Annotated in this window: 32 protein-coding genes; 10 read left to right on the top strand and 22 right to left on the bottom strand. The window is 46.8% G+C overall.

All coding sequences use genetic code 11. From position 1 onward, the window contains the following. Positions 1–87: 87 nt before the first annotated feature. Genes FC34_RS05730 through FC34_RS05720 form a run of 3 tightly spaced genes read right to left on the bottom strand, consistent with a single transcriptional unit; the run spans position 88 to position 1,903 of the window. Complete coding sequence (locus FC34_RS05730) at positions 88–813, bottom strand: putative ABC transporter permease (RefSeq protein WP_157052259.1); 726 nt, start codon at positions 811–813, stop codon at positions 88–90. Positions 814–821: 8 nt separating this feature from the next. Next, on the bottom strand, positions 822–1,265 hold the full coding sequence (locus FC34_RS05725) for a GNAT family N-acetyltransferase (RefSeq protein WP_057894437.1): 444 nt from the start codon (positions 1,263–1,265) through the stop codon (positions 822–824). Between the two features lie 38 nt (positions 1,266–1,303). Continuing rightward, positions 1,304–1,903, bottom strand: coding sequence for a sugar O-acetyltransferase (locus tag FC34_RS05720; RefSeq protein ID WP_057894436.1), 600 nt, complete (start codon positions 1,901–1,903; stop codon positions 1,304–1,306). 305 nt (positions 1,904–2,208) lie between these two features. Here FC34_RS05720 and spxB point away from each other — a divergent pair, with 305 nt between their 5' ends. Then, positions 2,209–4,038 carry a pyruvate oxidase gene (gene spxB, locus FC34_RS05715; RefSeq protein WP_057894435.1) on the top strand — a complete coding sequence of 610 codons (1,830 nt, stop codon included), beginning with the start codon at positions 2,209–2,211 and terminating at the stop codon, positions 4,036–4,038. Between the two features lie 73 nt (positions 4,039–4,111). Here the strand turns inward: spxB and FC34_RS05710 are convergent, their stop codons facing one another. The 6 genes from FC34_RS05710 to efp form a co-directional block, all read right to left on the bottom strand. After that, positions 4,112–5,218: a GH25 family lysozyme gene (locus FC34_RS05710; RefSeq protein WP_057894434.1), complete on the bottom strand. Its 1,107-nt coding sequence runs from the start codon at positions 5,216–5,218 to the stop codon at positions 4,112–4,114. A gap of 12 nt (positions 5,219–5,230) precedes the next feature. Continuing rightward, complete coding sequence (locus FC34_RS05705) at positions 5,231–5,689, bottom strand: hypothetical protein (protein ID WP_057894433.1); 459 nt, start codon at positions 5,687–5,689, stop codon at positions 5,231–5,233. A 145-nt stretch (positions 5,690–5,834) separates the two neighbouring features. After that, entirely contained in the window at positions 5,835–7,169 is a 1,335-nt protein-coding gene (locus FC34_RS05700; protein ID WP_057894432.1) for an APC family permease, read from the bottom strand. Between the two features lie 505 nt (positions 7,170–7,674). Continuing rightward, on the bottom strand, positions 7,675–7,848 hold the full coding sequence (locus tag FC34_RS09665; RefSeq protein WP_157052247.1) for a hypothetical protein: 174 nt from the start codon (positions 7,846–7,848) through the stop codon (positions 7,675–7,677). 204 nt (positions 7,849–8,052) lie between these two features. Next, complete coding sequence (locus FC34_RS05695) at positions 8,053–9,231, bottom strand: MFS transporter (protein ID WP_057894431.1); 1,179 nt, start codon at positions 9,229–9,231, stop codon at positions 8,053–8,055. 120 nt (positions 9,232–9,351) lie between these two features. After that, complete coding sequence (efp, locus tag FC34_RS05690; protein WP_057894430.1) at positions 9,352–9,918, bottom strand: elongation factor P; 567 nt, start codon at positions 9,916–9,918, stop codon at positions 9,352–9,354. Between the two features lie 319 nt (positions 9,919–10,237). Between efp and ndk the strand changes: the two genes are divergently transcribed. Beyond that, the gene (gene ndk / locus FC34_RS05685; RefSeq protein WP_057894429.1) at positions 10,238–10,660 is read left to right on the top strand and encodes a nucleoside-diphosphate kinase; all 423 of its coding nucleotides are present in this window, start codon (positions 10,238–10,240) and stop codon (positions 10,658–10,660) included. Between the two features lie 39 nt (positions 10,661–10,699). Here ndk and FC34_RS05680 read toward each other — a convergent pair whose 3' ends face one another. Beyond that, entirely contained in the window at positions 10,700–11,020 is a 321-nt protein-coding gene (locus FC34_RS05680) for a DMT family transporter (RefSeq protein WP_057894428.1), read from the bottom strand. Between the two features lie 185 nt (positions 11,021–11,205). Between FC34_RS05680 and FC34_RS05675 the strand changes: the two genes are divergently transcribed. The 5 genes from FC34_RS05675 (at position 11,206) to FC34_RS05655 (ending at position 14,008) form a co-directional block, all read left to right on the top strand. After that, positions 11,206–11,586, top strand: coding sequence for a VOC family protein (locus tag FC34_RS05675; RefSeq protein WP_057894427.1), 381 nt, complete (start codon positions 11,206–11,208; stop codon positions 11,584–11,586). A 138-nt stretch (positions 11,587–11,724) separates the two neighbouring features. Beyond that, positions 11,725–13,026, top strand: coding sequence for a Y-family DNA polymerase (locus FC34_RS05670; protein ID WP_057894426.1), 1,302 nt, complete (start codon positions 11,725–11,727; stop codon positions 13,024–13,026). Further along, positions 13,019–13,339, top strand: a complete 321-nt coding sequence (locus FC34_RS05665) for a hypothetical protein (RefSeq protein ID WP_057894425.1) — start codon at positions 13,019–13,021, stop codon at positions 13,337–13,339. The genes FC34_RS05670 and FC34_RS05665 overlap by 8 nt, the downstream gene beginning before the upstream one ends. After that, positions 13,332–13,712, top strand: coding sequence for a hypothetical protein (locus tag FC34_RS05660; RefSeq protein WP_057894424.1), 381 nt, complete (start codon positions 13,332–13,334; stop codon positions 13,710–13,712). Before FC34_RS05665 ends, FC34_RS05660 begins: the two co-directional genes overlap by 8 nt. A gap of 11 nt (positions 13,713–13,723) precedes the next feature. Further along, the gene (locus FC34_RS05655) at positions 13,724–14,008 is read left to right on the top strand and encodes a PadR family transcriptional regulator (protein ID WP_268872376.1); all 285 of its coding nucleotides are present in this window, start codon (positions 13,724–13,726) and stop codon (positions 14,006–14,008) included. A 44-nt stretch (positions 14,009–14,052) separates the two neighbouring features. On the opposite strand, the gene FC34_RS05650 is transcribed toward FC34_RS05655, so the two are convergent. Next, the gene (locus tag FC34_RS05650) at positions 14,053–14,868 is read right to left on the bottom strand and encodes a MurR/RpiR family transcriptional regulator (RefSeq protein ID WP_057894422.1); all 816 of its coding nucleotides are present in this window, start codon (positions 14,866–14,868) and stop codon (positions 14,053–14,055) included. A gap of 151 nt (positions 14,869–15,019) precedes the next feature. Here FC34_RS05650 and FC34_RS05645 point away from each other — a divergent pair, with 151 nt between their 5' ends. Beyond that, positions 15,020–15,742 (top strand): N-acetylmannosamine-6-phosphate 2-epimerase, encoded by a 723-nt coding sequence (locus tag FC34_RS05645; RefSeq protein ID WP_057894421.1) that lies wholly within the window; start codon positions 15,020–15,022, stop codon positions 15,740–15,742. A gap of 42 nt (positions 15,743–15,784) precedes the next feature. Here FC34_RS05645 and FC34_RS05640 read toward each other — a convergent pair whose 3' ends face one another. The 9 genes from FC34_RS05640 to FC34_RS05600 form a co-directional block, all read right to left on the bottom strand. Further along, on the bottom strand, positions 15,785–16,459 hold the full coding sequence (locus FC34_RS05640; protein WP_057894420.1) for an ABC transporter ATP-binding protein: 675 nt from the start codon (positions 16,457–16,459) through the stop codon (positions 15,785–15,787). 2 nt (positions 16,460–16,461) lie between these two features. Beyond that, on the bottom strand, positions 16,462–17,523 hold the full coding sequence (locus FC34_RS05635) for an ABC transporter permease (RefSeq protein ID WP_057894419.1): 1,062 nt from the start codon (positions 17,521–17,523) through the stop codon (positions 16,462–16,464). 4 nt (positions 17,524–17,527) lie between these two features. Then, a complete protein-coding gene (locus FC34_RS05630; RefSeq protein WP_057894418.1) occupies positions 17,528–18,049 on the bottom strand; it encodes a TetR/AcrR family transcriptional regulator in 522 nt (173 codons plus the stop codon). Positions 18,050–18,195: 146 nt separating this feature from the next. Further along, a complete protein-coding gene (locus FC34_RS05625) occupies positions 18,196–19,365 on the bottom strand; it encodes a multidrug effflux MFS transporter (protein ID WP_057894417.1) in 1,170 nt (389 codons plus the stop codon). A gap of 197 nt (positions 19,366–19,562) precedes the next feature. After that, positions 19,563–20,012, bottom strand: a complete 450-nt coding sequence (locus FC34_RS05620; protein WP_057894416.1) for a MarR family winged helix-turn-helix transcriptional regulator — start codon at positions 20,010–20,012, stop codon at positions 19,563–19,565. Further along, positions 19,996–21,357, bottom strand: a complete 1,362-nt coding sequence (locus FC34_RS05615; protein ID WP_057894415.1) for an MFS transporter — start codon at positions 21,355–21,357, stop codon at positions 19,996–19,998. Before FC34_RS05615 ends, FC34_RS05620 begins: the two co-directional genes overlap by 17 nt. A 114-nt stretch (positions 21,358–21,471) precedes the next feature. Then, on the bottom strand, positions 21,472–22,455 hold the full coding sequence (locus FC34_RS05610) for a YhdH/YhfP family quinone oxidoreductase (protein WP_057894539.1): 984 nt from the start codon (positions 22,453–22,455) through the stop codon (positions 21,472–21,474). Between the two features lie 115 nt (positions 22,456–22,570). Continuing rightward, entirely contained in the window at positions 22,571–22,900 is a 330-nt protein-coding gene (locus FC34_RS05605) for a hypothetical protein (protein ID WP_057894414.1), read from the bottom strand. A 17-nt stretch (positions 22,901–22,917) separates the two neighbouring features. Next, on the bottom strand, positions 22,918–23,382 hold the full coding sequence (locus tag FC34_RS05600) for a MerR family transcriptional regulator (RefSeq protein ID WP_057894413.1): 465 nt from the start codon (positions 23,380–23,382) through the stop codon (positions 22,918–22,920). A gap of 69 nt (positions 23,383–23,451) precedes the next feature. Here FC34_RS05600 and FC34_RS05595 point away from each other — a divergent pair, with 69 nt between their 5' ends. Then, positions 23,452–24,183, top strand: a complete 732-nt coding sequence (locus tag FC34_RS05595) for an SDR family oxidoreductase (protein WP_057894412.1) — start codon at positions 23,452–23,454, stop codon at positions 24,181–24,183. Positions 24,184–24,233: 50 nt separating this feature from the next. Here the strand turns inward: FC34_RS05595 and FC34_RS05590 are convergent, their stop codons facing one another. Beyond that, positions 24,234–24,965: a glycosyltransferase family 2 protein gene (locus tag FC34_RS05590; protein WP_057894411.1), complete on the bottom strand. Its 732-nt coding sequence runs from the start codon at positions 24,963–24,965 to the stop codon at positions 24,234–24,236. Between the two features lie 70 nt (positions 24,966–25,035). After that, on the bottom strand, positions 25,036–25,428 hold the full coding sequence (locus tag FC34_RS05585; protein WP_057894410.1) for a GtrA family protein: 393 nt from the start codon (positions 25,426–25,428) through the stop codon (positions 25,036–25,038). A gap of 122 nt (positions 25,429–25,550) precedes the next feature. Between FC34_RS05585 and FC34_RS05580 the strand changes: the two genes are divergently transcribed. Beyond that, positions 25,551–26,474, top strand: a complete 924-nt coding sequence (locus tag FC34_RS05580; RefSeq protein WP_057894409.1) for a glycosyltransferase family 2 protein — start codon at positions 25,551–25,553, stop codon at positions 26,472–26,474. The last annotated feature ends 13 nt before the right edge of the window (positions 26,475–26,487 follow it).

Here is a 26,487-nt window from a genome sequence, read left to right as displayed (position 1 = left end):
AAAAATCACCGTCCGCAATCTATTGGGTCGGTGATTCAAAAACTTTGTGTACTTTTGGGCAAAAATGAAACCATGGCACAATGTGAATCATTTCTTTATAGACCGATTCTGGGCCAACACGCGCCGTAACTCAGTCACAGAGTTCTGGCGACCGGTTAATTTCATGCTCGAAAAGTTATTCAACAAGCGGCGCTGAACATAATTCATCTTGGGTAAGGCATCAGTTTCGACCTGGTTCTGCCAATCATCAGCTTTTGCCTTGGCGGCCTGGACTGCATCATCCAGTTTCTTAGTTGCTGCTCGAAAGGCCGGCATGTTGGCCAACGTGAACCCGAAGTCGAACATGAAAGCGGCAATCAGAAGAATAGCGGCAAACACCCCATAGTCTGATGCGGTGTGGCTCACCCAGCCGGCGATAACCGGCTGCACAAACTTGACGAGCAGGATGCCGCCAATCCCCCAAAACAAGGAGATTGGTAGTGCGACTCGGCCATGGATGTTACCAGGAATGCTAGAGTAGTCCCACCAACGCGCATGAAACAGCTTTTCCATCCCCCAACTGGTCACGTATTCCAACACGGTGATGTACACCACCGCAATCAGATAGATAGCTAGCCAATTGTCTTGGACTGGTTGAATCAGCAATAAGACCCCAATAATCGCGAATCCATATAAAGGCTGCCATGGCCCATTCAAGAACCCCGTGTTAACCCACCGGTGCTCCTTAATCCCTTCAAACAAGGTCTCCCAAACCCAACCAATGAACGAATAGGCAAAGAAATACAGAATAAAAAGCGTAAATTGTTGCACCATTGCTTCCACTAAACAGTCGCCTGCCATTCCATCGTATATTCTTCCGCATCAGTCTCTGGATCAACTGCCGTCTTAACGACTTCGAACCCCAATCGTTGATACAAGGCAAAAGCGCGAATGTTGTCGACGTATACTTCCAAAATCAGATGATCCCGGATTGTTTGCGCGTAATGTAATAAAGACTGACCTAAGCCCTGAGACCGCACGTCAGCCGCGACAAAAATACCTGCGATCAAGTCATCCACCAGGCCCAAAAAGCCCTGAATTTCATCAGTGAGACTATCCTTGGTGACCACCAAAGTGGCGGTCTCAAAAGCTTTGAGAACACCAGGCAAGTGTGCTCGCCAATAGGCGGCTGAAATAAACGGGTGGGCGCTCATGTTACCAGCCAGCCAAATCTCACCCAATCGCGTTAATTGCGCTGGCGTGGGATGCTTGAGTACCTCAATCATCTGGTTCTCCTCCAAAGCGGGTTATCCGCTAATCTTGCTTAACGATCGTGTTGCTTCTGTTGTTGCCAATAGGTCTTATCGGCCTCGGTAATTGGTCGCAACACGTGCGCTGGATTGCCGACCGCAACCACATTGTCAGGGATATCTTTCGTCACAACTGACCCCGAACCAATCACCACATTACTCCCAATCGTGACACCCGGATTGACGACAACATTGCCGCCCAGCCACACATTGTTACCAATCACGATTGGATAACCATATTCTAATTGCTCATTTCGAATAGCCGCATCAATCGGATGCCCAGCCGTGTACAAGCCAGCTCTTGGACCAAACATCACATTATCCCCAATTGTGATTGGGGCTGTATCAATGAAGATGGCATCATAATTGGCATAGAAATTCTTGCCGATTGTGGTGTGCGCGCCATAGTCGGTATGAAAAGGCGGCTCAATGTAGCTCCCTTCCCCAACGGATTTAAACAACTGTTTCATGATTGCGAAACGAATCTCACCATCTTCTTCCGTTGTTTGACTGAGCAGTCGGGCAAGGCGTTTACCTTTATGGCTCACTCGGCGCAATTCTTCGTCATCCGCGATGTATAGCTTTCCAGCTAACATATTGTCACGTTCTGTCATGGTTTCCTCCTGTAAACGGTGTCATCATTTAGTTTATCACACCCCTATTCCTGTCGCTAGCATCGTCCCACGGCTCGGCACTGTTACACTGCTGGATAATATCTGTTACTCATTTTTCTGACCCATAATAACGTGGCTTCCCCTGATTCCACGTGACAAAGCTTACAAAATAAATTGTGACCTAAATCACAATTTTTAACTGTTGTAATCGTTTTCTAAACATGTTATTTTAGTGGCATAGATAAGTTGTTCGCAATCGAATTTTGACAGACTTATCTGAATACAGACTAAGTGAGGTTATTGTAATGGCAGATACACAAAAGACAGTTCCAGCAAGCGTCGCAATGCTCAAAGTTATTGAAGCCTGGGGTGTTGATCATGTTTATGGTTACCCTGGTGGTTCTTTCAACTCAACCATGAACGCGCTTGATCTCGAAAAAGACAACATTAAATATGTTCAGATTCGGCATGAACAAGTCGGTGCGCTGGCTGCTGCAGCTGACGCTAAACTCACTGGTAAAATTGGGGTTGCCTTTGGTTCTGCCGGCCCTGGTGCCACCAACCTTCTGACTGGGCTTTATGATGCCCGGGAAGATCATGCCCCTGTATTGGCGCTGATCGGTCAAGTTCCAAGTACCAACATGAACTATAACTACTTCCAAGAATTCAATGAAAATCCAATTTTCGATGACGTTTCTGTTTATAACCGGACCGTTATGACCCCTGAAAGCTTGCCATATATTGTGGATAAGGCAATTCGTGAAGCTTACAAGTATCAAGGTGTCGCTGTGGTCATCATTCCAAATGATTTTGGTTATGTTCAAATTCCTGACACCCCATACTCCTCTGTTTCACCAACAGATAACAAGACTCGGCCATTGCCAGAAGCAACAGATGAAGAAGTCGATAAGTTCCTAGCAATGGTTAAAGCAGCTAAGCGCCCAGTATTCCACATCGGTCGTGGGATTAAAGACGGCGGGGCTAAGATTGCTGAACTTTCCAAGAAATTGCAGATTCCAATCACAATTACTGGTTTAGCTAAAGGTTTAGTGCCTGACGATTACGAAGGGAATTTAGGCTTCTTGAACCGGGCTGCTTCTAAAGCCGCTGATGAAATCTTTGCGGTTTCTGACTTGGTCATTGCTGTTGGAGCCGACTTCCCATTTGCTAATGCGATTTATCGGACCCATCCATTTAACTTTATTCAAGTGGACACCGACGAAGCGCAATTTGGCCGTCACCATTTCTTAGACTTAGGAATTTGGTCAGATGCAACTAGCTTCGTTGAAAAGGCGCTCGATCGCAGTACCGCGGTTGAACCTACCCCATTCTTCCAAGCTGCTGTTGCTGATATGGCTAACTGGAAAGAATATCTGACCATGTTAACCAATCGCGACACCGATCCATTGGAATTCGAACCACTCTACAAAGCTATTAACGAGGCCGCTGACCCAGATGCCATCTTCTCAATTGATGTTGGTGACAATATTATCAACAGCTTCCGGTTCTTGAACCTGACACCAAAGAACAAGTGGGTCATCTCTGCCCTCTTCGCTTCCATGGGTGCTGGCGTTCCTGGGGCCTTAGCTGCACAACTGAGCTATCCAAAGCGCCAAGTGTTCAACATTTCCGGTGATGGTGCCTTCTCAATGGTCATGCAAGACCTCTTAACTGAGAAGAAGTACAATCTGCCAATCATCAACATCATCACATCGAACCAATCATTGAACTTCATCAAGAGTGAACAAGACGATATCGCCATGAATGAACACTCTGGGATTTTCATTGATGATCAAGATTTCGCCATGATTGCTAATGCAATGGGAATTGAATCAGTCACCGTTACAAAGTCCAGTGAATTGAAGGCTGCCTTTGATCAAGCCTTGGCTGTCACAAAAGATGGGAAGCCATTCTTGATTGACGCTAAGATTACTGATAAGCGTGGGATCCCAGTTGAAGAGCTTGAACTCAAGGTTGTTGACGGCAAGTTTGTTGAAAGCATCAATCCAAGCTACAACGCCAACAAGACATTGGTTCACACTGACTCTGTCCGCGACTTCTTCAACAGTTACGAAGGTCAATCACTGAAGTCTTTACCTGAATTCTTTGATGACTACGGCGTTACCGTTGACTAAATGCTTTAATTAGGCCAATGAAAAAGGGTTGCGACAAAACTAAGTTTTGTCACAACCCTTTTTTGTATGCTATTTATTTAACGGTACTACCGTTAATCCATTGGTTCCCACCAAGGTTATACCAGGTGCCGCCGTTCCATTGTGCAGCACCATGGACAGCCCAGGAAGTACCTGCGCCTAATTGGCGAGTTGCCACTGGCTTGCTCAGGCCATTGTACAACTGAGTTGAAGCGGTAGCTGTCACTGTGCCTGGTTGCGTCAAGCCAAATTGACCATTTGGTTGGCTCGTATAACTAGCTTGCATCCACTGATTGCCACCCAAGTTATACCAATAAGCGTGATCAATCACGGCTTCACCAAATGTCTTCCAACTGGTCCCATCTTGCAGACGCCGGCCAGAGAATTCACGTTCAGCGCCAAGGCCGAGCCACAAGGCGATACCATAGCCAGGGACATATTTTACTGTCACTGTTTTGCTGCTTGGTGCCTGTTGAACAGGCGGTGTACTTGGATTAGCTGAAGTACTCTTTTCCGTGAAGATCCCGGTAAAGTCGTAACTCATGTCAATCGACTTACCTTCGTAGTTGCTGGTATATTGCCATGCAGCAGCATTATCAACTTGTGGCATTGAAGCCCCATAGTTAGCGACCCAGATTGGGTAGTTTAATGGCAACTTATTCGCCCAGAACCATGACGCCATTGAGTAGGTCACTTGATTGTGATAACCCAAGCGTGCTAATTCAGCTTGGAAAGTTGTCGTATCAGCCTTAGGCGATGTCAATGAGGCATCTTCGACATCATCCACCATAACGGTGTCAGTTCCCAGACCATATTTCTTAGCTGCACTGGCAAAGAAATCAGCTTCGTCTTTAGCATCTTTACTGCCACTGTACTTGGCAAAGTGATAGAGGCTCACCTTGAGGCCAGCTGTTTTAGCTGACTTGATTTGGTTAGCCGCCTTAGGGTTAATGTAGTTATCCCCATCGCTGCTCCCCTGGGTCAGTTTGACCACGACGCCAGCCACCTGGTCTGTGGCTAAACTCTTAAAGAACACCACATCATCTGGTTGATAACTGGCAACGTCGGCAAACTTGGTTGCCGCAAAAACTTGTGTCACGCCACCTAAAGTTAACGTGAGCACACTAATAAGTCCGAACCAAAAACTTTTATGAAATTTCAATCTGCGCGCCTCCTAGTAAGCCTGAATCAAGACAACGTTACCGTTAGGGAGAACCCCATAACTTGCAACGGTGCTTCGACCATTGTTGGCGCCGATATCAACCCGAAAAGCCTGTTGGCCTTTGACGGTCACCATGTTCACGTAGCCAAAGACCAATGGACCATTAACCTTGGCAGTCCATTCGCTCGTTTCAGCTGCTTTGACTGCAGCAACCGCTTGGTCAGGGGTTGTGATGGTCACTGCCTGACTACTGCTTGAAGCGCTGACACTGGATTCACTAGTGCTACTGCTACTAGTGCTTGATGAGTCGCTGCTTTCGCTAGACGATGAAGAACTTGCTTTAGAAACTTGTGATGAGCGTTCAGAAGACGAATGTGATGCCTTTGCGCTGTTGCTCTTCCCCGCACAGCCGCTCAGAATTGCCAGGAGTAAACCGGCAGCAATCGCCAACTTGAATTTTCGATTTTTCATTGATGTCCCTCCAGATCGATTTAAAAACATTCATGAGTAGCGTACCACTTTTTTTCAAGATTTCAGACGTCACGTCCTGAAATTAATATTTCATTTTAATGACAAAAAAACACGATTGCCGTCGTAGCAGTCGTGTTTTCGCTTTCTAAACCCAGTGATCTTTGTCAGCCACATCGCGCTTACGCTGATGCTTCTGGCGATCTAAATCATCATAGCGGTACCAAATAGCCGCTAAAATGAAAATCAAAATACCGACGCCCACAATCAACCACGTGAAGTTTGTCAGTAGATAGGCTGAGGTGAGTAACCCCAGAATTGGGATCGTCAGGCCACCTGGTAAGTCAAACCCTTTTGGCAGGCGAGTGTCTTTCCGGAACTTGATTGACGCCAACACGGTCGGCACATATTGCAGGAATGATGTGAAGACCATGCAGGAGATCAAGAAGAAGTAATCCCCACTCATTAAGAGTAACGCACATAAAATGCCAGTGAAAATCAAGGCCACAGTGGGCGCCCCAAAGCGGTTTGTTTTGCCCAACAGCTGCGGCAATAAGTTGTGTTCACTAGCTAAAGAGCTTGCCACTACCGGCGTTGAATAGGAGACAGAGACGGCCACGCCAAGGATAGAAGCTGCCATGCCGACCAGCATGACGTCATACCCCCACTGCCCAAATAATTGCTTAAAGGCGGTCGCAATTGGCACCGTTTGGCCGGCTAAGTGACTGCCTAAAACACCAATCGCTACTGCTTGTGCAGCCATGTACAACAGGCTACATGTCACGAGGACACTAATCAGCGCAATCGGCACGTTTTTGGCTGGATTCTTCATCCGGGCAGCTGTAATTGGCAAGAAAGCGAAGCCACTGAACATGTAGAAGACTTGATTATATGAAGCACTGAAATTATTAGCTAAATGGTTAGAGGCTGGAAAGAGCGGCGAAAAGTTGGCGCCGTGAACGAAAAATACGCCAATGCCAATGAATAATGCCAGAGCTGCAACTTTGGCGCCGGCTGATAAATTGTCGGCTAAAGTGGTCAGCCGCGGGCCAAAGAAGTTGATCGCGATCAGGACGAATAGCAGCCCCAGAGCGACCGTTAAGTACATGCCTTGCTGCTTTAAAGCTGGAAACGACGGCGTCAACATCGTGAGAAACGCTGAAATTTCAGCCGCCAGTGTCACGATGCCCAATAGCCAGGTAAAGATGCCCACTTCAAACCCGGCGAAGCGGCCAAAAGCATTATATGTATACAGCCAAGCGGCCCCATTACCAGTAATCTTAGATGCCATGTTTGCATAACAGAGTACGATAGTTAGAATTGAAACGGCAACGGCTAACATCACCAAGATACTGCCAACGCCCATACTTTGATACAAGTGCCCGGGCAACAAGAAAATCCCCGACCCAATAATACCGTTTACCCCAAGGAAAAATACGGTCGGTAACCGCATTTCGGTTTGCGTTTGTGCTTGTTTTTGCATACCCTTCCCTCCTCACACAATAAGTATAACCAGTTGTAAAAATAGAACATATTGATTTGACTCAGAGCGCGAAACAATCCGGGACAGTGCCGGAGGATAAGGCATAATCAGGTTGGTGGCGCCTCCATGCCCTGACTGAGAATGACTTAACCCGAGGCCTGTGGATTGTTGAGCGCGTTTAGAGCGCGAGAACTACCGGGAGACACTGAGCACTAGCAAGCTTTCGACAATGGGCGACTTGTCCCATTGAGAAAGTGGACTAGGCGCAAGTGTCTGGGAGGTTGAGTGCGTTTAGAGCGCGAAGACTCATAGGTACAAATAGAGAAAAAATGCACCACTGCGGAAGCCAACGCGATGGTACCAATAAAGCACTGAATAATTTATCAATCATTTGAGAAGCTAATTGGCAGAAAATGCTGCCCGTTTTTGTCAGCTACTGTTAAAACCCAGGGTTCTCCTCTGCTGGATGATTCCCCCTGGTCTCACCTATTGAAGAAAAACTTCTTCACTTCAAAGCTTCTTTGACGTATTTGATGAAGATATAAATCAGCAGGCCATCAGCAATTAATCCTAGCAAGACTGATGGAAATATCAGCAAATTTGAAAGATACTTAGACCCAACACCCAAAACCAATGCCCCTAAGAAGACAGAAATTTGGAAAATCCAGAGTTTTTTCACTTCATCGTCACCTCATCTCAATTTTTAAAACCCATTAGTATACCGATAGATTCAAATTCTTGAGGCTATACTAATCCAATGACAGCGTTTTATCAAAAGTTTGCGACCTAATCGCTAGTCAAACCTTTTAGTATTTGTTAGCTCTGAATTAAGGTCATATGTTTCGAATAAATTCCAACTTTGTCCAACAAAAAAGGCCGCCGATTAGGCGGTCTTTTGCTTGGTACTCGGTTTTAAGCCAAACGTAATCAGATACGAAACTGCCATGAAGCCAGCCACAACCATGTATGGATATTGGTGATTAATATCCAGGAGCGCGCCTGACATCAGTGGTCCAATGATATTGCCAACGCTCGTCAGTGACATGTTGAGCCCATTAATCAGGCCTTGATTACGATCACTTGCCTTTGTCAGCAAGGTCGTAATAGCCGGCCGCAAAATATCGATGGCACAAAAGACCACCAATGTCGCCAAAATCACTTCGATTTTGGTGTGCGCGACTAAATTCCAGATAGTCCCGGCAAAAGTCAGGGCCACACAATAGCGAATCAATCGGCGTTCACCCAACATTTGCACCAAGCGATCAAAGAAGATGACCTGCAAGATCAATGACCCCACCCCATTGAGGACTAAAACTAGCGCAATGTTGGCCAGGGTGAAATTGAATACTTCATTCACATAAAGACTATAAACACTTTCAAAGCCGGCCAAGCCAAAGGCCGAAGTCAAAATCAAGATGAACAAGATAATGACCGGCCGCGTCAGTAAGTCATGCCAGTCACCAGACTGCTTGTCGACCCCGCTCTCAGCCGACTCAACGCCCAACTGTTGCTCGGACGGCAACAGAATAAATAGAAAGATTGTACTAATTAACCCAAGGCCCGCCGCCACCCAAAATGGGGTTTTGTAACTGATTTGGGCTAACAATCCGCCAATCCCAGGGCCCAGAATCAAGCCGCCACTAAAGGCCGCTGATAACCAGCCAATCACTTTTGCCCGGTCGCGTTTAGACGTAATGTCTGCGGCCATGGCCATCGCAGTTGGGCCGACCATCGCAGCTGATAAGCCACCAATGAGCCGCGATAGATCAAACATCGCGAGCCGATTGGTCAGCGCAAACACGAATTCGGACACCATAAACAAACTCAAGCCGGCGACCAAGATTGGTTTACGGCCGACGCGGTCAGAAATTCGACCGACAATTGGCGAAGCAATGAACTGCGCAAAGGCAAACAACGCTGTCATTGTCCCCATGTCTAATGCGGTAAAATGCAACTGATTTTTCAGGAACGGAGTCACAGGGATCACCATGCTATGTCCGAGAAAAATCAAAAATTCACTAAAGATCAAAATACCGATCGCGCATCTGACTTGTTTGCTCATCATTTCGCCTCCTCAAAAATAATCGTATCAACCAGTATAACAGTTGTTTTGTTAAAAGACGACCGCAAAAAAGCCTGCCACAAAACGATTGCTTGCGGCAGGCTCTTTAATTGAAATCGCTTAGTTTTCAGCGCGACGTTGGTAGGTCCCGTTCTGAGTCCCAATAACCAGAGTTTCGCCTTCCTTAATGAAGTCAGGCACGTTGACAACTAAGCCTGTTTCCATCGTTGCCGGCTTACCAGAACCCGTAACTGAAGCCCCTTTGATTGAAGGAGAGGTTTCGGTTACTTTCAGTTCAACTGTACTTGGCAAGGTAATCCCAATAACCTCATCACCATAGAATTCAATTTTTACTGGGGTGTTCTCCAGTAAGTATTTCAATTCTTCTTCGATGCTGGTCGTAGGAAGTTCGTATTGTTCATAGCTTTCCATGTCCATGAAATAAGCCGTGTCATCTTGGGTGTACAAGTATTGCGCATCCTTGGTTTCAAGAATGGCTTGTTCAACCTTTTCTGTTGGCCGCATTGTGGTTTGAACTGTGGAACCAGAACGAATATCGTATAACTTCATCTGCATCACCGTGTTACCCTTACCAGGCTTGTGATGGTTTGTTTCCATAACTTTGATTAATTTGCCGTTCTTATCGATGAACGCCATCCCTGCTTTTAAATCGATTGCTTCAACCATGAATGATTTCTCCTTATGTCGTTTGTCGTGTCAGCACCAGTTAAGCCGCATCAATCGGCGGCGGTAGCGGCACAACCAGCGATCTCATTTGGGCATTGAAAAAAATAAACATGTCCTCACCTAATGTCTACTGACATACTTCCGCTTAGTCTTCAATCCAGTATACCATAGAGGCATTTTTTCTGAGCACCATTCTTGCCTTCTTGGCTTCAAGCTACTTTCTTCGTTCTTTAGCGTCATTGCCGGAATTTTGCGGTATCAATTTCGGCGGTGAGTCTGCTATACTTATTTTCAGAAAATGAAGACGGAGGACGATTAAATGTCTGAAGAACGTACCTTAGTGTTAGTTAAGCCCGATGGGGTTTTACATGGCCATGTCGGGGATGTGATTACCCGCTTTGAGCACCGCAGCTACAAGCTCGTTGCCTTGAAAATGGTCCAAGCCACCAGTGATCAGTTGCGCCAACATTATGCCCAACTTGTGGACAAACCCTATTTCCCGCGGATTGAAAAGTTCATGACTTCCGGCATTATGGTAGCCATGATCGTTGAAGGCACCAATGTCATCGAAGGTGTCCGGAAAATTTCCGGCGCTACCGTGCCAACGGAGGCAGCCGCCGGAACCATTCGGGGCGACTATGGCCGCGAATGGCAAGACGGCGTGATTCGTAATGTCGTCCACAGCTCCGATAGTGTCGACAGTGCTGAACGCGAAATCAAAATCTGGTTTCCAGAAGTCTAAAAGAAAAAATAGCGGCCAACCTCAGTTGACCGCTATTTTTTATTCGCCTGTTGTCACTTTAATCCCAATAATACTAATCAGCAGCAGGACCACGAACACCCAAGTAATCGGTGAAAGCTTATCCCCAAAGACAATTACCCCAACTAAAATGGCCCCAACGGCACCGATCCCCGTCCAGACCGGATAGGCAATACTCAGCGACAACGTTTTGGTCGCCTTGGCCAGTAATAAGAAACTCGCCAGCATCCCTAGAAGCGTTAATAAGGTGAAGCCTAACTTCGTGAACCCAGCACTCAACTTCATCGTCGACGCCCACACAACTTCAAACAAACCTGCAATCACTAACCATAACCAATCCATGGTAATTCCTCCTTATTCGCACAAAAAAAGACAGCTACCCATTCGATTCCACATTGGCCTACGGAATCGGATGAATGCTGTCTATCCGGCGATAGTTATTAAAAGCATCATAGCAAGAATGCCCCAGCTTGTCTAGTCAGCATGCTACACTAAAGCCAGCGCCATACTTTGAGGAGGTTCTGACGATGCAGATTGAACATATTGGCCTGTGGGTCAATGACTTAGATACCATCAGTGCGTTTTATATGCAATACTTCGATGCCACCCGCAATGAACGGTATCACAACGCGACAACTGGCTTTAGCTCTTATTTCCTGAGTTTCAGTGATGGAGCGCGGTTGGAAATCATGACCAACGACGCCGGCATCACCACAGCCATCCCGAATACGGGCTATGCACATCTGGCGTTTGCTGTAGGCACCGCCGCCGATGTCGACCAACTCGTCCAACGGTTAACAGCCGATGGCATCACATTAGTCAATGGCCCTCGCACCACGGGGGATAGTTATTATGAGGCCGTCATTGAAGATCCCGAAGGTAATCTTATCGAACTAACGACAAACTAATGTATTGTCCGTAAGCCCTGTATTCCCAAGGCTTACGGGCTTTTTTTATACCAAAAAAAAGATTTATCGTTGACGAAACCGAACATGTGTTCGTATAATGATGGCAGACATTCCTAGCCATTATACGAGGTGAAAGCTATGGATTATTCCAATGAGCCAAAAGGGCTCTTCTTTCTGATCGACAATAAGTCGTTTTATGCCAGTGTTGAAGCGACAATGCGTGGGCTCAACCCCTTGCACACATTAATGGTCGTTATGAGCGAACAAGAGAATACAAACGGTGGTTTAATCTTAGCCACCTCACCATTAGCCAAGAAGCATTACCATCTTCAGGCCAATGTCTCGCGGCAACGCGACTTGCCTCAAGATGAAAACCTCATGGTGGTCCCGCCAAGAATGAATCTATATATTCAACGTAACTTGCAGATTAACAATATCTTCCGTCGCTTTGTGGCGGATGAAGATCTGCTCCCATATTCTATTGATGAGTCAATTCTTGATTTAACTCATTCGTGGCATCTATTCGGCAATACCCCGCGAGAAGTGGCTGTACGCATACAAAAGACTGTGCATCAAGAATTAGGTTTGTATACCACAATCGGTATCGGAGACAACCCAGTCCAAGCCAAACTTGCTCTAGATCTTTATGCCAAGCATGCCGATGATTTAATCGGTGAGATACATTACGAAACTGTCCCTGAAAAAATTTGGTCCGTGGACAATCTCACCGAAATTTGGGGTATTGGAACTCGGATGGCCAAGCGACTCAACCGTCTGGGCATTCATACTATGAATGAACTCGCTCACGCTAACCCTTATTTAATTAAAGAAAGACTTGGCGAGATTGGTTCGCAATTATTTGCAACCGCTTGGGGAATTGACCGGACGGTTCTCCGCCAGACCTACAAGGTTAAATCGAGTAGCTTAGGAAATTCTCAAGTTCTTCCTCGAGATTATCGAAATCAAGATGAAATCGAAACAGTCATTAAAGAAATTGGAGAGCAAGTTGCATCACGTCTTCGCCATCACCACTTACTTGCAAGTAAGTTTTTGCTCAGTATTGGTTTTGCTTATGCTTCTTCTGAAGATGGCGGCAGTAGCGGATTTAGTATCGGCATCCGTATTGATCCAACCGCTGATGATATTCTAGTTACTTCCGCCCTAATTAAGGCTTTTCGCAAGCACTGGCATCACGAGATTATCCGAAATATTGCAGTTTTTAGTGGGAATTTTAGCGATGACTCCTCGTATCAGCTAGATCTTTTCACATCTCCTTCCACACAAGAGCGACGTTTACGGACAGAACATGCTTTAGATTTAATACATGACCGATTTGGTTTTACTGCTCTTGTATACGCTCGCAGTCTCACTGAAGGCGGCACAGCCATTAATCGAGCTACGCTGGTAGGCGGACATAACGGGGGTAATGCTTATGAATGATGACTTGAAGATACTCCTGAAACACATCAAAAAAATGTTTAATTTACAATATCACACACGCTATTGGTTAATGCTTGTTGATGATCGCTTTGATAAGACTTACAATTTTTTCTTCCACTATCAACGTAAGCGTCAACGAGAACGTTCAATTCCACTGCACGCTGTGAAAACTTACAATCTGGAGTATTTAGAAAAACTAATAAAAGATTTACAAGTGGTTTATCACTTTAGCATTATCTACGTTGGTTTTGAAGATGAGTACTGGCCATCAAACCACCAACTTATTCAAAGGCGGCGACTCTGGGATGAATAAATTTGATTCCAATCTTGTGGATCGTTTTTTTGCTCATGATTATCACGATCGCGGCGTTATGAAATGGCAAGGTTATTACCTATCTGATCATACAAGTGCTCTAAATCAAGAATCTAAGAACAACAATATGCGAATTAAACAAATAACTCCTGCAAAGATGTCCAGGTCCGATATTACCGCAGCTATTAACTACGCCATTATCAAATCACTACCAGTTACTATCTATTTAAATGTACGTGATATTGATTTCCAATTTCATCGGCCTCTCACTGGCAAAATCCTAGGCTATGAAGACAACAATCTGTATATCGGCGACGAAGGGTTTGTCGAATTGGACCAGATTCGCGCTTTGATTGTGTCTTTACCTGAATGAAGGGAGCTTACATGACTGAAACGGCCTTTTATATTTTGTTATCCTTACTGACACCCATGCACGGCTATGCCATTATGAAACACGTCGCGACCATCACCAATCAGCGCGTCATCCTCAGTGCCGGCACCATGTACGGCACACTTCAAAAGCTTGAACGCACGGAATTGATTCGATTTGTCACGGCCGAAGACCAGCGCAAAATCTACCAAATCACCCCTGCTGGTCGCCGCCAATTAACGGCAGAGCGAGCGCGACTAGGTGAATTAATGGCCAATTCCCGCATGTTAGAGCAGTAACAGCAAAAGGCATCATGACCAATGAGTCATGATGCCTTTTTGTCTTAATCGATGCTCTTGTCAATGACCGCCCGCAAGACGCGCTCACGTAAAGCGACGGCATCAACTTGATTCTTATTTTCGTAGTTCCGGGTAATCACGTCACAAATGTACAGCTGGGACACGCGGCCGGCAACAGAGCCGCCATTAAATAATTCCTGCATCGCACTTTGTAAGACCACATCGGCCATTTTACCGATTGGCGTCGTAAGATAGTTCGTCACCGCAATGATGGTGGCGCCGTTTTCCTTAGCAACTCGAAGCGCATCAAATGTGTCTTTGGTGCGACCCGACAGTGAAAAGCCAAAGACCACGTCATCAGCGGTGAGCAATGAAGCCACTTGCGCTTGAAAATGCGGATCACTCACGGCTGTCGCCTGGACGCCAACCCGTAGAAGAATGCCAGCGAAACTCGTTGCCACTTCCCCACTGCTGCCAACCCCAAAAAGATAAATATGTTTGGCTTGCTGCATCAAGCTAACAGTCTGATCGATTTTGGTTGGTTCAATTAACTGAGCCGTCGCGTCTAGGGCAGTGGAGATGTAGTTGGCGATTTCATCATAATACGCACTTGGGCGTTTCGTTGCTTGTTGTGTGTAATCTTCTTTAGCAAGCTCAATTTTAAAATCAGAGAAGCCATTAAATCCCAACTTCTGACAGAATCGAATAATGGTGGCATCCCCCACCCCAGTGGCTTCTTTAATTTCAGTCATGGTCGCATAGATAATTTTATTACCCTGGGAAAGCACAAAGTCGGCAACCTTCCGTTCTGACTTTGTGAGGTTATCATATTGTGCCTGAATCAAATGATCTGGTTTCATCACCGCATCCTCCTTGATAGGTCCATTATAACTAAAATTTGGAGTTTTACTCCAAAATAGTCAAAGAAAGGGTTTACACACGCCGTCTACCCAGTTATATTGAATGTGGAGTTAAAATCCAATTATATTTAACAATGGAGGATTTTGGATAATGGACAAGTCACAATTTCTGAAGCAAATTAACGGCGGGCTCATCGTCTCATGTCAGGCGTTACCGGGTGAGCCCTTGTACACCCCAAATGGCGGCGTCATGCCATTGCTCGCTAAAGCCGCAGCTCAGGCCGGCGCAGTCGGCATCCGAGCCAATTCCGTTCGCGACATCAGGGAAATTCAAGCAGCGGTTGATTTGCCAGTGATTGGGATTATCAAGCGCGATTATCCGCCAGAACAACCCTTCATCACCGCGACAATGCAAGAAGTCGATGAATTAGTCCAAACGGGATGTGCTGTCATCGCCTTTGATGCTACTCAACGCCCCCGCCATGACGGCCTGAGCCTGCCTGAATTTATTGCGGCTATTAAGCAGAAATATCCCAACCAATTATTGATGGCTGACACCGCGACTTTTGCAGAAGGGCAACAGGCTTGGCAAGCTGGAGTTGATTTTGTTGGGACGACATTGTCTGGCTACACCGCAGAAAGCCCCCAGCAAGTCGACCCAGACTATGCCTTAATCCAAGCGCTGGTAACGGCCGGGATTGACACCATTGCTGAAGGTCGAATTCACACCCCTGAGCAAGCAGCCCGTATCCAAGAAATGGGTGTCGCCGGCATGGTGGTTGGTGGTGCTATTACGCGGCCATTGGAAATCGCGCAACGCTTCATAGCCGCCATCGAAAAAGTGCCAACAACGCCTCATCACAAAAATGACTAAGCCTTGTTGGCACGCAATAATTAATTCAATTTGTCAAACGCGTTAGTTGTCCTCGTGCATCTGACCATCCATAATTTCAAAACTATGATCAGCAAATTCTTGCAAGCGCAAGTCATGGGTAACGACAACAATAGCTTTGTTCTGGGTTTTGGCGAGGTCATGTAAGAGGCCGCCAACCACCTTCACCCGGTCACTATCTAAAGCAGCCGTTGGTTCATCAGCTAGGACGATATCGGGGTTGGCATACAACGCCCGCGCAATGGCAACACGTTGCGTCTGCCCACCTGAGAGCTCACTTGGATATTTCTTTACTAGATCTGAAATTCCCAACTGGTCAAGCAACGTGTCTAATTCAGTTGCATTCATATTGTTTGCTGGTTTAATCCGATCGACGAGTTGAAATTGTTCGGCCACAGTCAGATATGGAATAAGACTGTACGCCTGGAGGATAAACCCAATATGGTCCAAGCGCAGCGCATCACGTTGCTTCGCCGAAAGCGTTGCTAGCTCTGTCCCTTCAACTTGAACGCTACCACTCGTGGGGCTTTGAATCCCGCCGGCAATCGTCAAGAAAGTACTTTTACCTGAGCCAGATGGGCCCAAGACCAGGCTCAGTTCACCTTTTTGCGCGGAAAAATTGATATCCTTGAGGACATCGATTTGGCTAGTGCCATGACCAAAAGACTTATTAATATGGGAAAGTTCAATAGTCGCCATGATTAACCTCCTATCACTGTCATTGGATCAACATTTGCAATTACTTTGACTGGAATTAAGGCCCCAATGAGGCCAGTAATAATGATGCCGACGGTCACACCGGCTAGAATTGGCAGATTGAAACTCATTGGAACAGCCGCTGGAATTGCCAGGGCCGTGACCCATGTCAGCAGAGCACCGAGCACCAAGCCACTGAGAACTAAGATGAGGGCCTGACTCAAAGTGGTGCGAACGAGTACTTTGGCTGGCACCCCTTGAGCCCGCAAGACTGCGTAGTTTTGTACTTTTTGAATGGTCAGAATATATAAGAAGACCGCAATCACAATCAAAGCAATCAACATTAAGAAGACAATCATGAATGTGAAGGTCGTATTTTGGGCGGAGTATCCAGGTAATTTGTTAATGAAAGCTGCCACTGTGTATGTCTGAAGGGCATCGACATTAGTTGTATACTTGGCAGTCTTTGAGACCAAAGCCCCCGCTTTAAAACTCGCAGGCAAATTCTTCAATGTCCGCCAGGTTGTCATTTCACCATAAACCACTGGAGCAACAGACATCTTGGCACTGTGCGTGAAGCCAACGATTTCAAATTGTTGCTTCAATGAATTCAGTTTGACCTTATCGCCCAGCTTATAGCCATCTTCTTTGAACTGGTCATCGGCAATCACTTGATTAGCGGTGGTGATTTTATGGCCACTGGTCAACACTAGGTCTTTAGCAATAAACTGATTGGTTTCTAACCCAATAAATTGGGCAGAATCTTTCTTCCGATCACTCGCGTTCACGACGATTGGTGCTTGCCCCACGTAGGCCTCTTTACTGGTCACCTTGAGCTTGGCGGCATCGGCGGTCGTAATCATGGACTGATTCAAGTTCACATTGGCATCCTTATTCAAGACCACACTATTAATCTGCCAAGAATCAATTGCTTGTGTATTCTGCTGCGCCAGGCCAAATGCCAAACCGCTGAGGAAGTAGACAAGATAACTAATCAGCAGAATCATGCCAATAATGAGCCCGTAGCGTAACTTTTCGTGCTTAATTTCTTTCAGCGCTAAAAACATATCATCACTCCTTATCCATTAAGGCCAACGCGTGTTGCAATTGACCAAGTAACTGCACCTTTAACTCGGGATACAGCATAATCTGTTTAATCGTTTCATGACTCAAGATACTGGCGGCCCACACATTGGGCGCCAAAGCGGTCATCTGTGTGGCGCGGGCTTGATCTGGTTGTTCCAAGACATCCGCATTGTCTGTAAAATGGCGCTGAATTAAACCAAAATACTGGCTGTTCTGGGCTTGATCAACGAACTGCTCAACTTGATCAAGATAAACAGCCGCGTCATACGCTGCTGTGGATCGCAACTGGGCGTGAATATCTTGTAGGGCCAAGCGATAGCTATACTGGTAGGCATCCGTCAAGTCATCAAAGTACTTGTAGAACGCCCCCCGGGCAATATCAGCTTGCTTCACAATTCGAGCTACCTGCGCATCGACCAAGGGATGCTCGGAAAATTCAGTTAATAATGCCGCGGTAATCCGCGCTTTTTTTTCGTCGTTTAAGCTTTCAAACGTCTTTGAAACCATGTATTGTTCCTCCTTTAAAAAGGTGACACCGTGTCAACGTCGAATAGCATATCGCGAAAGTGACACCGTGTCAACTTTTAAATTAAAAAAAACTGTGACCCCCATCAACCGGGTGATCACAGCCTTATTTGTTCAATGAATTAAGATTAATGTTGGTTTAGTCGCCAGTAGGCGCCGGCCATGACAGCAATCACCACCACCATAAAGATGGGCAATTGAGTAATCGCGCCAGTATGCAACAGGCTCATCAAGTAAGTCAGACCGCTAATGAGCAGATAATAGCCGAAGCTAAATAGTCCACTCGCCCGTCCCATAACCTGTTCATAGCCAATCAAAGCTCGATTAAGGGCAATCGGTAAGGTTACATTGAGCCCTAAAAAGACCCAAAAGATGCCAATAATCATGCCCCAAAGGCTATCAATGACACCCATTGCCAGGAAAAATCCGCTGCTCACAAGGGCCACACCTAATCCCAACCGCGCCACCTGCACAGGGGAACAATGCAGAACCAAGAAATCCACTGCCAAGGCTCCGCCTAAACTTGCACCAGCTAACACAAGCCCCAATGCGCCGTACAGCAGTGGGGACAGCTGAAAATGCTCAATAAAGATGAATGGGGCTTCCGCATAATAACTAAATAAAATCCCATTGATCCCCGCAATCAAGATTCCGTACACCCAAACCGTTCGATCCGTCAGCAGCCGCTTAAGCAATGGTCCAAGGCTTGACGATGGCACGGATAGATTCGCAGGTCGGGTTTCGGGCAAGCGCGCCCCGGCATACAGTAAAATCACCGTCGCCATACCAATCAAAGTGCCAAAGACACCACGCACGCCAAAGTATGTTTGCGCCAAGCCGCCGATGAATGGCCCTAAAGCTGGCGATAAAGCCATGGCGGCACTGACTTTCGCAAAAACTTGAGTCCCAGCGACGCCTTCAAACGATTCACGCATCATCGTTTGGGTGACGACAGAACCCGTACTGGCACCAAATGCTTGCACCAGCCGTGCTGCCAGCAACCAGTGGAAATTTGGCGCCAGGAATAGACCGATGTTGCCAAGTAAATACACGCCGATACCCGCGAGCATGGCCCAGCGTCGACCCAGTCGATCAGCCCAATAGCCCCAGAACACCACGCCAAACGCAAAGGCAACAAAATAACTACTCATTGTCAGTTGCACCGTGGCGGGGCTGACCTGCATCCCCAGGCTCAAAGCGGGAAGAACTGGGGTAAAGATGGATTCACTGATTTGTGGAAACCCAACAAGTACAATAATTAAAATTAATGATGGAACTTTTTTATGGACGTTTTTCATTGTTTACTCCTAAATTTTAATCTGATGAAAAACGTCCTTTGCCACTTACCGTCACACTGGCAATGTACTGCACATAAGCCATCACCGGCACCTCCCTGTGTTCATAAATTAATTTATCCAGTATAACAACTTCCCTTGGCCTTGCCAAATCAAAAAAGTGCTTGGACCAACCTCATGCTGGTTCAAGCACTTTAAGCTTAGGTAAATTGATACTTCTCAATCCCGGGCAATGGTAAGAGGGCCTTCTTCAATAACCGTTCAAGCTCGCGAGCTTCATCAGGCTCAAGACCCGTCGTCGCAAAAACATTGGCTTGTTGGGCAATAGCCTTGAGCTGAGGATACAACGCCTTGCCCTGCTCTGTCGCAGAAACAACGGTGCGCCGATGATCATTAGCATCCTTTGCCACCTGCAACCAGCCTTTTTGGACGAGGTTTCGGACGGCCTTGGTCACAATGCTCTGCTCACGATAGATATATCGAATCAACTCCGATTGCGAGATTCCAGGATGTTCGGTGACAATCAAAATATAATAGTAATTGCTTTCCGTTAAATCAGGAAATGGGCGTAATTGCTGATTAAGCCATTCACGAATCTCCCGGTTATACATCGAAATCCATTTCTCAACTCTGTCAGTTACGGCTTCCATCGACTTTCCTTCCATATTTTGCGACATAGATGACAATAATTACGGTTAATAATAACACGCCAATAAAGATGAAGCCCATGCTCAAGCGGAAGCCAACAATCAACTGTGCTGGAATTAAGCTCGCCATAATCAGCAACGTGTTGGCCGCTGAACCACTGATTTGGCGCAAGGTATTGTTCAGCGCAGTCCCATACCCGATCGAGCGTGCAGGTAAGTCACTCAATGACTCAGTCGTCGTTGTGGAAAGAATCATAGAGACACCAATCATCCGAACCACATAAACTAACCCAAGCCACCATAATGAAGTGTGCGCCGTCATCCAAAAGAACGGCAATGACGAAATAATCAACAAACCGGCACCAGAGAGTAATGGCCACTTCACCCCATGCTGGTCATAGAAACGCCCGACAATTGGGGCGGCGATTGCATTAGCAAACGCCCCAGGCAACATCACGAGTCCGGCAATCAAACTGCTTTGGTGCAAGACGTTTTCAACATACACTGGAATGAGGGCTTCCGTCCCCATCAGAATCGCAAACGTCAGCATCAAGGAAACAATCATCATACTGAAGCTCGATTGCTTAAAAAGATTCAGGTCTAGAAGTGGGGTTTCAAGTGTAAACTGGCGGCGAATAAAGAAGACGGTTACCAGTAAGCCAATCACTAACATGGCTGTCGCAATCCAAACGTTTTGCGCGAAAATCGTGATGGAACTCATCATCAAACCGATCCCAACAACGACGCTAGCAACAGATTGCCCATCAATTCGGGTCGTCTGCTTCTCTGTATAATTCGGCAACCAGAACCAGCCGGCCAGCCAGGCCAGAGTCATAATTGGCAGAATGAAGTAGAACAAGGCTTGCCAAGGAAATTGATTCATAATCAACCCTGACAAGGTCGGCCCAATCGCCGGCCCAGCAGAAATAACTAAGGACACATAGCCCATGACTAGGCCAGGTTTTTCAGGTGGGTACAACGAAATCATGCTGACCATGACAAAAGTCGTTAAAATACCACCCGCGACCGCTTGCAGTAAGCGACCGAGCAGAATAATGGCAAAATTCGTTGTCAGCGGCCCGATAATCGTCCCAACGATAAAGAGCGCCACGACCCCAAGGAATAGTTGGCGACTGGTAAATTTATCAATCAAATTAGCGGATATGGGTGTCACTAAGCCAATGGTTAGCACATACCCGGCCGTCAACCATTGGGCCACATTCAAGGACACGTGCAGCGTTTCTGCCATAACTGGCAGGGCCGTAATCATGAGTGTTTGGTTCAATAAAGCAACAAATGCGGTAATGAGCAGAATGACTGCAATCAAGGTTCGTTTATTTGTATTCATTCAAATCCTCTTTTCATTTACATGCAAGTGCATTGTTCATAATAAATGCAATTGCATTAAATGTCAACGATTTTCTGAAAACGAACCACACACGGCTGCAACCAGGTGAAAATTTTACCCGCCAATTTTGACAACTGTCCGGCCAACATGGTGGCCTGCTTTGAGCGCAGCCACCTGCTCACCAACATTTGGCAGTGCAATCTCATTTGTCACCAAAGTATCGACGACACGCCAATCGGTCGCCAAGTGTTGCCAAATCATGCGGCGCTGGTCGGCGGTCGCCGTGACAGAGTCGATGCCAATCACACTAATGCCGCGCAGAATAAATGGCAACACTGTGGTATTCAGCGTGACGCCCCCAGCATTGCCACAGAGCGTCATTGCGCCATGCAGCGCGACTTGGGGGATCAAGGCCGCAGCCAAGGGCCCACCGACAGTATCCAAAACAAAATCAAATCGCTGTTTCGCAAGGGGTTTGTCAGGGAGTGTTAAATCATCAGCCATCAACACGTGCTTGGCACCAAGGTCTTGCACGAACGCGACTTGTTCGGGTTTGCGGACGACCGCAGTAAGATCTTGGACACCCAATTGCGCCAATAATCGGAGAGCCACAGTGCCAACACCTCCACTCGCGCCCGTCACCAACACGCGAGATGTGACTTGCAAGCCAGCTTGAAGCAACGCGGTCAACGACAAAGCAGCTGTGAACCCGGCAGTCCCATAAACCATCGCCTCGCGCAGACTAAGACCGGCCGGCAACGGCACAATCCAGTCGCCGGGTACCCGCGCGTATTCGGCCAAACCGCCATTGTGCTGAGTCCCCAATTGATAACCAGTCACTAGAACCGCTTGGCCGACCGCAAACCGCGGGTCACTGGACTCCACCACCGTACCGCTCAAATCAATCCCGGGAATCAACGGGTATTGGCGGATGACGCCGCCATTTGGCTGCATTGCTAACATGTCCTTATAATTCAGCGAAGAGTATGCAATTTTAATCCGAACGTCGCCGTCTTTTGCGCGATCTTCGACTGCTTGCAACGTCCTCTCGACTGAATTATCTGCCGCTTCAACCACCCATGCTTGATATGTCATGATCATCAGCCTCCATTTTGTTAAACCCATTATCTCATGGTTGTGACCTTTAAAGAATTGCCCCCACTAAAAAAGCTGTGCCCATCCCACGTGGGGATTGACACAGCAATTGGTGCAGTTAATCAGGGACAATTTGCATGGCAGCAATTTTGCCCGCTGGTGATAAAGTAAAGCGAAATGGACTAGTCCCGTTGAATCCGAGTCCGGCTACTTTGATGTGTAACAGCCATTGGCCAGGTGCTTCTTCAACGGCATCAACCAACGTAAATTGCGATTGGCGGCCGATATTGTCCGTCTGATTCCAGCGGCCAATGCGGTCGCGGCCCACATATTTTGTGCCCCAATCGTCGATTAAGCCCTCATTCTCGAACAAATTAACAAAACCGACAGAATCACCGGTATTGGTGGTTTGAATCACAGCTTGTAAAACTTCGGGTACAGTAGCCATTGTGCTCCCTCGCTTTCTTAAACTTCTTGAGCAGACTGACGACGTTGGGCATTATAGCGATCATGTTCTGCTGGATCAACTTGCGTCGTGCCCGGAATAAAATGAATACTTTCAGTACCAGCTTCAGCGGCCGTTTGGTAGTACCATTTCTTCCACCGCAGAAACGCAAGATTAGCTTCTAATGCCTGAATTTTTCGTTCCAGTTGAATTTCATGGTCTTCCATAAAACTCAAGCGTTGATCGAGGGTTTCATCACCGACCATGCACCAGTCAATGAATTGGCCAATTTCTTTAATCGGAATCCCAGACATCTTGAGGCAGTCGATAACTTCAATATAGCCTAAGTCATCATCTGAAAATTCGCGCCGGCCCGCACTATTGCGCTTGGCAAAAGGCAGTAGCCCTTCTTTATCATAATAACGGATAGCATCCGCTGAAACGTTCATACGTTTGGCAATATCGCCAACAGAATATTTTTTCATCATTTCTCCTTGACCTGGAGTTAACTCCAACTGTTAAACTCAGTGTATCATATCAAAGGAGTGTTATATATGTCTAAACCATTAATCGTGATCACCGGTGCTAGTTCAGGCTTCGGTGCCGAAATCGCTAAATTATTCAACGCTGCCGGGTATCCAGAACTGCTTCTAGGTCGGCGGACAGAAAAAATTGCCGCTCTACCTTTAAACTTCGATCAAGTGATGATTGAATCAGTCGATGTCACTGACTACGCACAATTCCAAACTGCCATCCAAAAGGCCGAAGCTCAATATGGCCCCACTGACTTATTAGTCAATAACGCGGGTGTGATGTTGTTAGGCAATGTTCAAACCCAATCGCCAAGTGAATGGCAACAAATGCTCGACACTAATGTCATGGGTGTGCTCAACGGGACGCAGATTGTCTTGTCGGCCATGGTTGCGCGTGAACATGGGACCATCATTAATATGTCATCTTTGGCTGGGAAGAAAACTTTCGTCAATCATGCTGCTTATGTGGCTTCCAAGTTTGGCGTCCACGGTCTCAGCGAAACCATTCGCGAAGAAGTCTCAAGCAAGAACGTCCGGATTTCGATGGTCGCACCTGGGGCTGCTGAAACAGAATTGTTAACCCACGTCACCGATCAACATGCCCTAACGGATTACAGTGCCTGGAAAGAAACTATGGGTGGCATTACCCTTGACCCTGTCCACGTGGCTGAAACCGTCAAGTTCATTTATGACATGCCACAAGAAGTGAATATCCGCGAAATCGATATTGCGGCCACACGCCAAGATTCATAGCCAATTAAAAATACCCCTGACTGCTCTGGCAGCGAGGGGTATTTTTGTGATTAAATTTTGTCACCCAAGGCATCCATTTGCCGCCGCACAGCCTGCTCTTTTTGACGCATGGCCATGGTGGCACTGTGGATGGTACTGCCAGGACGATTAATCTTGTCGTATAAGACAGCAGGATTGAACCAGAAACCATCGCCAGCGACGACAGCCTCAGTGGTGAAAAGTAAATCTTCTGCTAAAGTCAGTGACTCGTCATACCGAATGTGCTTGTCGCGCAACACCGAGACCCGAAAGGCTTTATTCCAAACGTAACCGCCAATTTCATCCCCACGTGCGCGAACTGCATCAAACATGGCCCGCTTTGACACAGCCTGCCAACCTTGCTTGGCACCGTGCGATTCAAACCAACGCCCCCAAGTATAACCAACCGTAACCACATCGGCAGGCCCTTGGGCAAAGCCTTCAACCAACATCCGCAAGAATGCCGGTTTCACCTGATCATCGCCATCCACAAAAGTCACGAACTCACCCGATGCGTGATCAATGCCATAATTACGGGCAACCGAGACCCCTTCATGCTTTGGAAAATGGACGGCGTGGAATCGCTCATCTTGGGCGGCCACAGCATCCACTGCCTTGCCCGTGCCATCGGTCGAGGCATCATCAATTAAGAACACTTCAAAGTTTGGATAATCTTGTTTCAATAAACTCTCAGCACTATCTTTAAAAAACTGACCGAGATTATATGTCGGCACAACGACCGTAATCATTGGTTCATCAGCCATTTCAACGCCTCCAACTGAATTAATTAACGGTCAGTTAACCACCAAATGGCATATTCGTCAAAGATTACGCTTATCTGAAAATCAACTTACTGAATAAGTAGTTGGCGACAATCACAATGACCTGACTGACTAACTTCACCAGTAACACAGAAAGACCCATGACGGTGATGCCCAGATACATAATGCCATTGTCGAGCACCAGGGAGGCCGCTCGCAAAGCGAAAAACGAGCCTAGTTCAATAAGGAACCGGCGCCGGTTGGTGTACTGGGATTGGAACACAACGCTCTTGTTGGTAAAAAAAGCAAAAATAACACTGACTAACCAGGCAACTGTGTTGGCCCAGAGTAACGGGACTGACATGGCATTAAGCACAAAGAAAACCACAATGTTCACCAATGTGGTTAAGCCGCCAATAAATAAATAGCGAATCAAAGTTTCATATTTTCTGAATAAGGCACGCATGAGTTTCTCCTTTTAATTGTCAATATTATAGCATAAGTCCCTGACTCCTCTGACAGTGATGGGCAAATAGCGTATAATATTGCCTAGACCACTTATATTATCATTATTTGGAGGAAACATTCGTGAAGCAAGTCGCCATTATTATTCCGAGCCACAATGAGGCTGAGAATGTCCCGCTCATTTATCAGGCGGTGCAAACGGCCTTTGCGGACATCGATGGATATGCGCCCCTGTTCTGGTACATCAACGACGGGTCCACCGACACCACGCTCAGCGCCGTGCAGACGCTGCAAACCACTGATCCTGACGTTCACTATATTGATTTCTCGCGTAGCTTTGGGAAAGAAGCCGGCATGTATGCGGGGCTGAGTACTGCCAAAGCCGATCTCTACGTCATTATGGACGCGGATTTACAAGACCCCCCAAGCATGCTGCCTGAGATGATTCAAAATATTGAATCAGGCTACGAAATGGTGGGAGCAGCTCGAGTTGATCGCACTGGAGAACCCTGGCTACGCTCTTTCTTCTCTAACATGTTCTATAAGTTAATTAATCGAATCTCCCAAACTCAGATTGTCCCAGGTGCACGGGATTTCCGGGTGATGACGCCAAAAGTCGTGGCCGCCATTCTCGACATGAGTGAGCGCAACCGTTTCTCTAAAGGAATATTTGGTTGGGTGGGCTTTAAAACTAAATATCTTCCTTATGCTAATGTTGAACGCCAACATGGTGAAACATCCTGGTCCTTCACCAGCTTGTTTAGATATTCCATTGATGGCATTATCGACTTCTCCGACGCGCCACTGACATTTGTCTCATGGCTCGGTGGCATTAGCGCTGTACTTTCGCTCTTTGCCTTGATTTTCATCATCATTCGGGCTGCAATCTTTGGCGACCCGACCGCTGGCTGGCCTTCCATGGTTTCAATTTTTCTGTTCATCGGTGGCTTGCAGCTGTTAGCCATTGGGGTGTTGGGTCGGTACATTGGGCGGATCTACTTGGAAGTTAAGCATCGCCCAATTTATATTGCCCGGGAAATAAAATAGGAGGCCCTACTAC

It is taken from the genome of Lacticaseibacillus brantae DSM 23927 (assembly GCF_001436115.1).
GTDB classification, from domain to species: Bacteria; Bacillota; Bacilli; order Lactobacillales; family Lactobacillaceae; genus Lacticaseibacillus; species Lacticaseibacillus brantae.
This window is presented reverse-complemented; position numbering and strand designations above follow the sequence as displayed.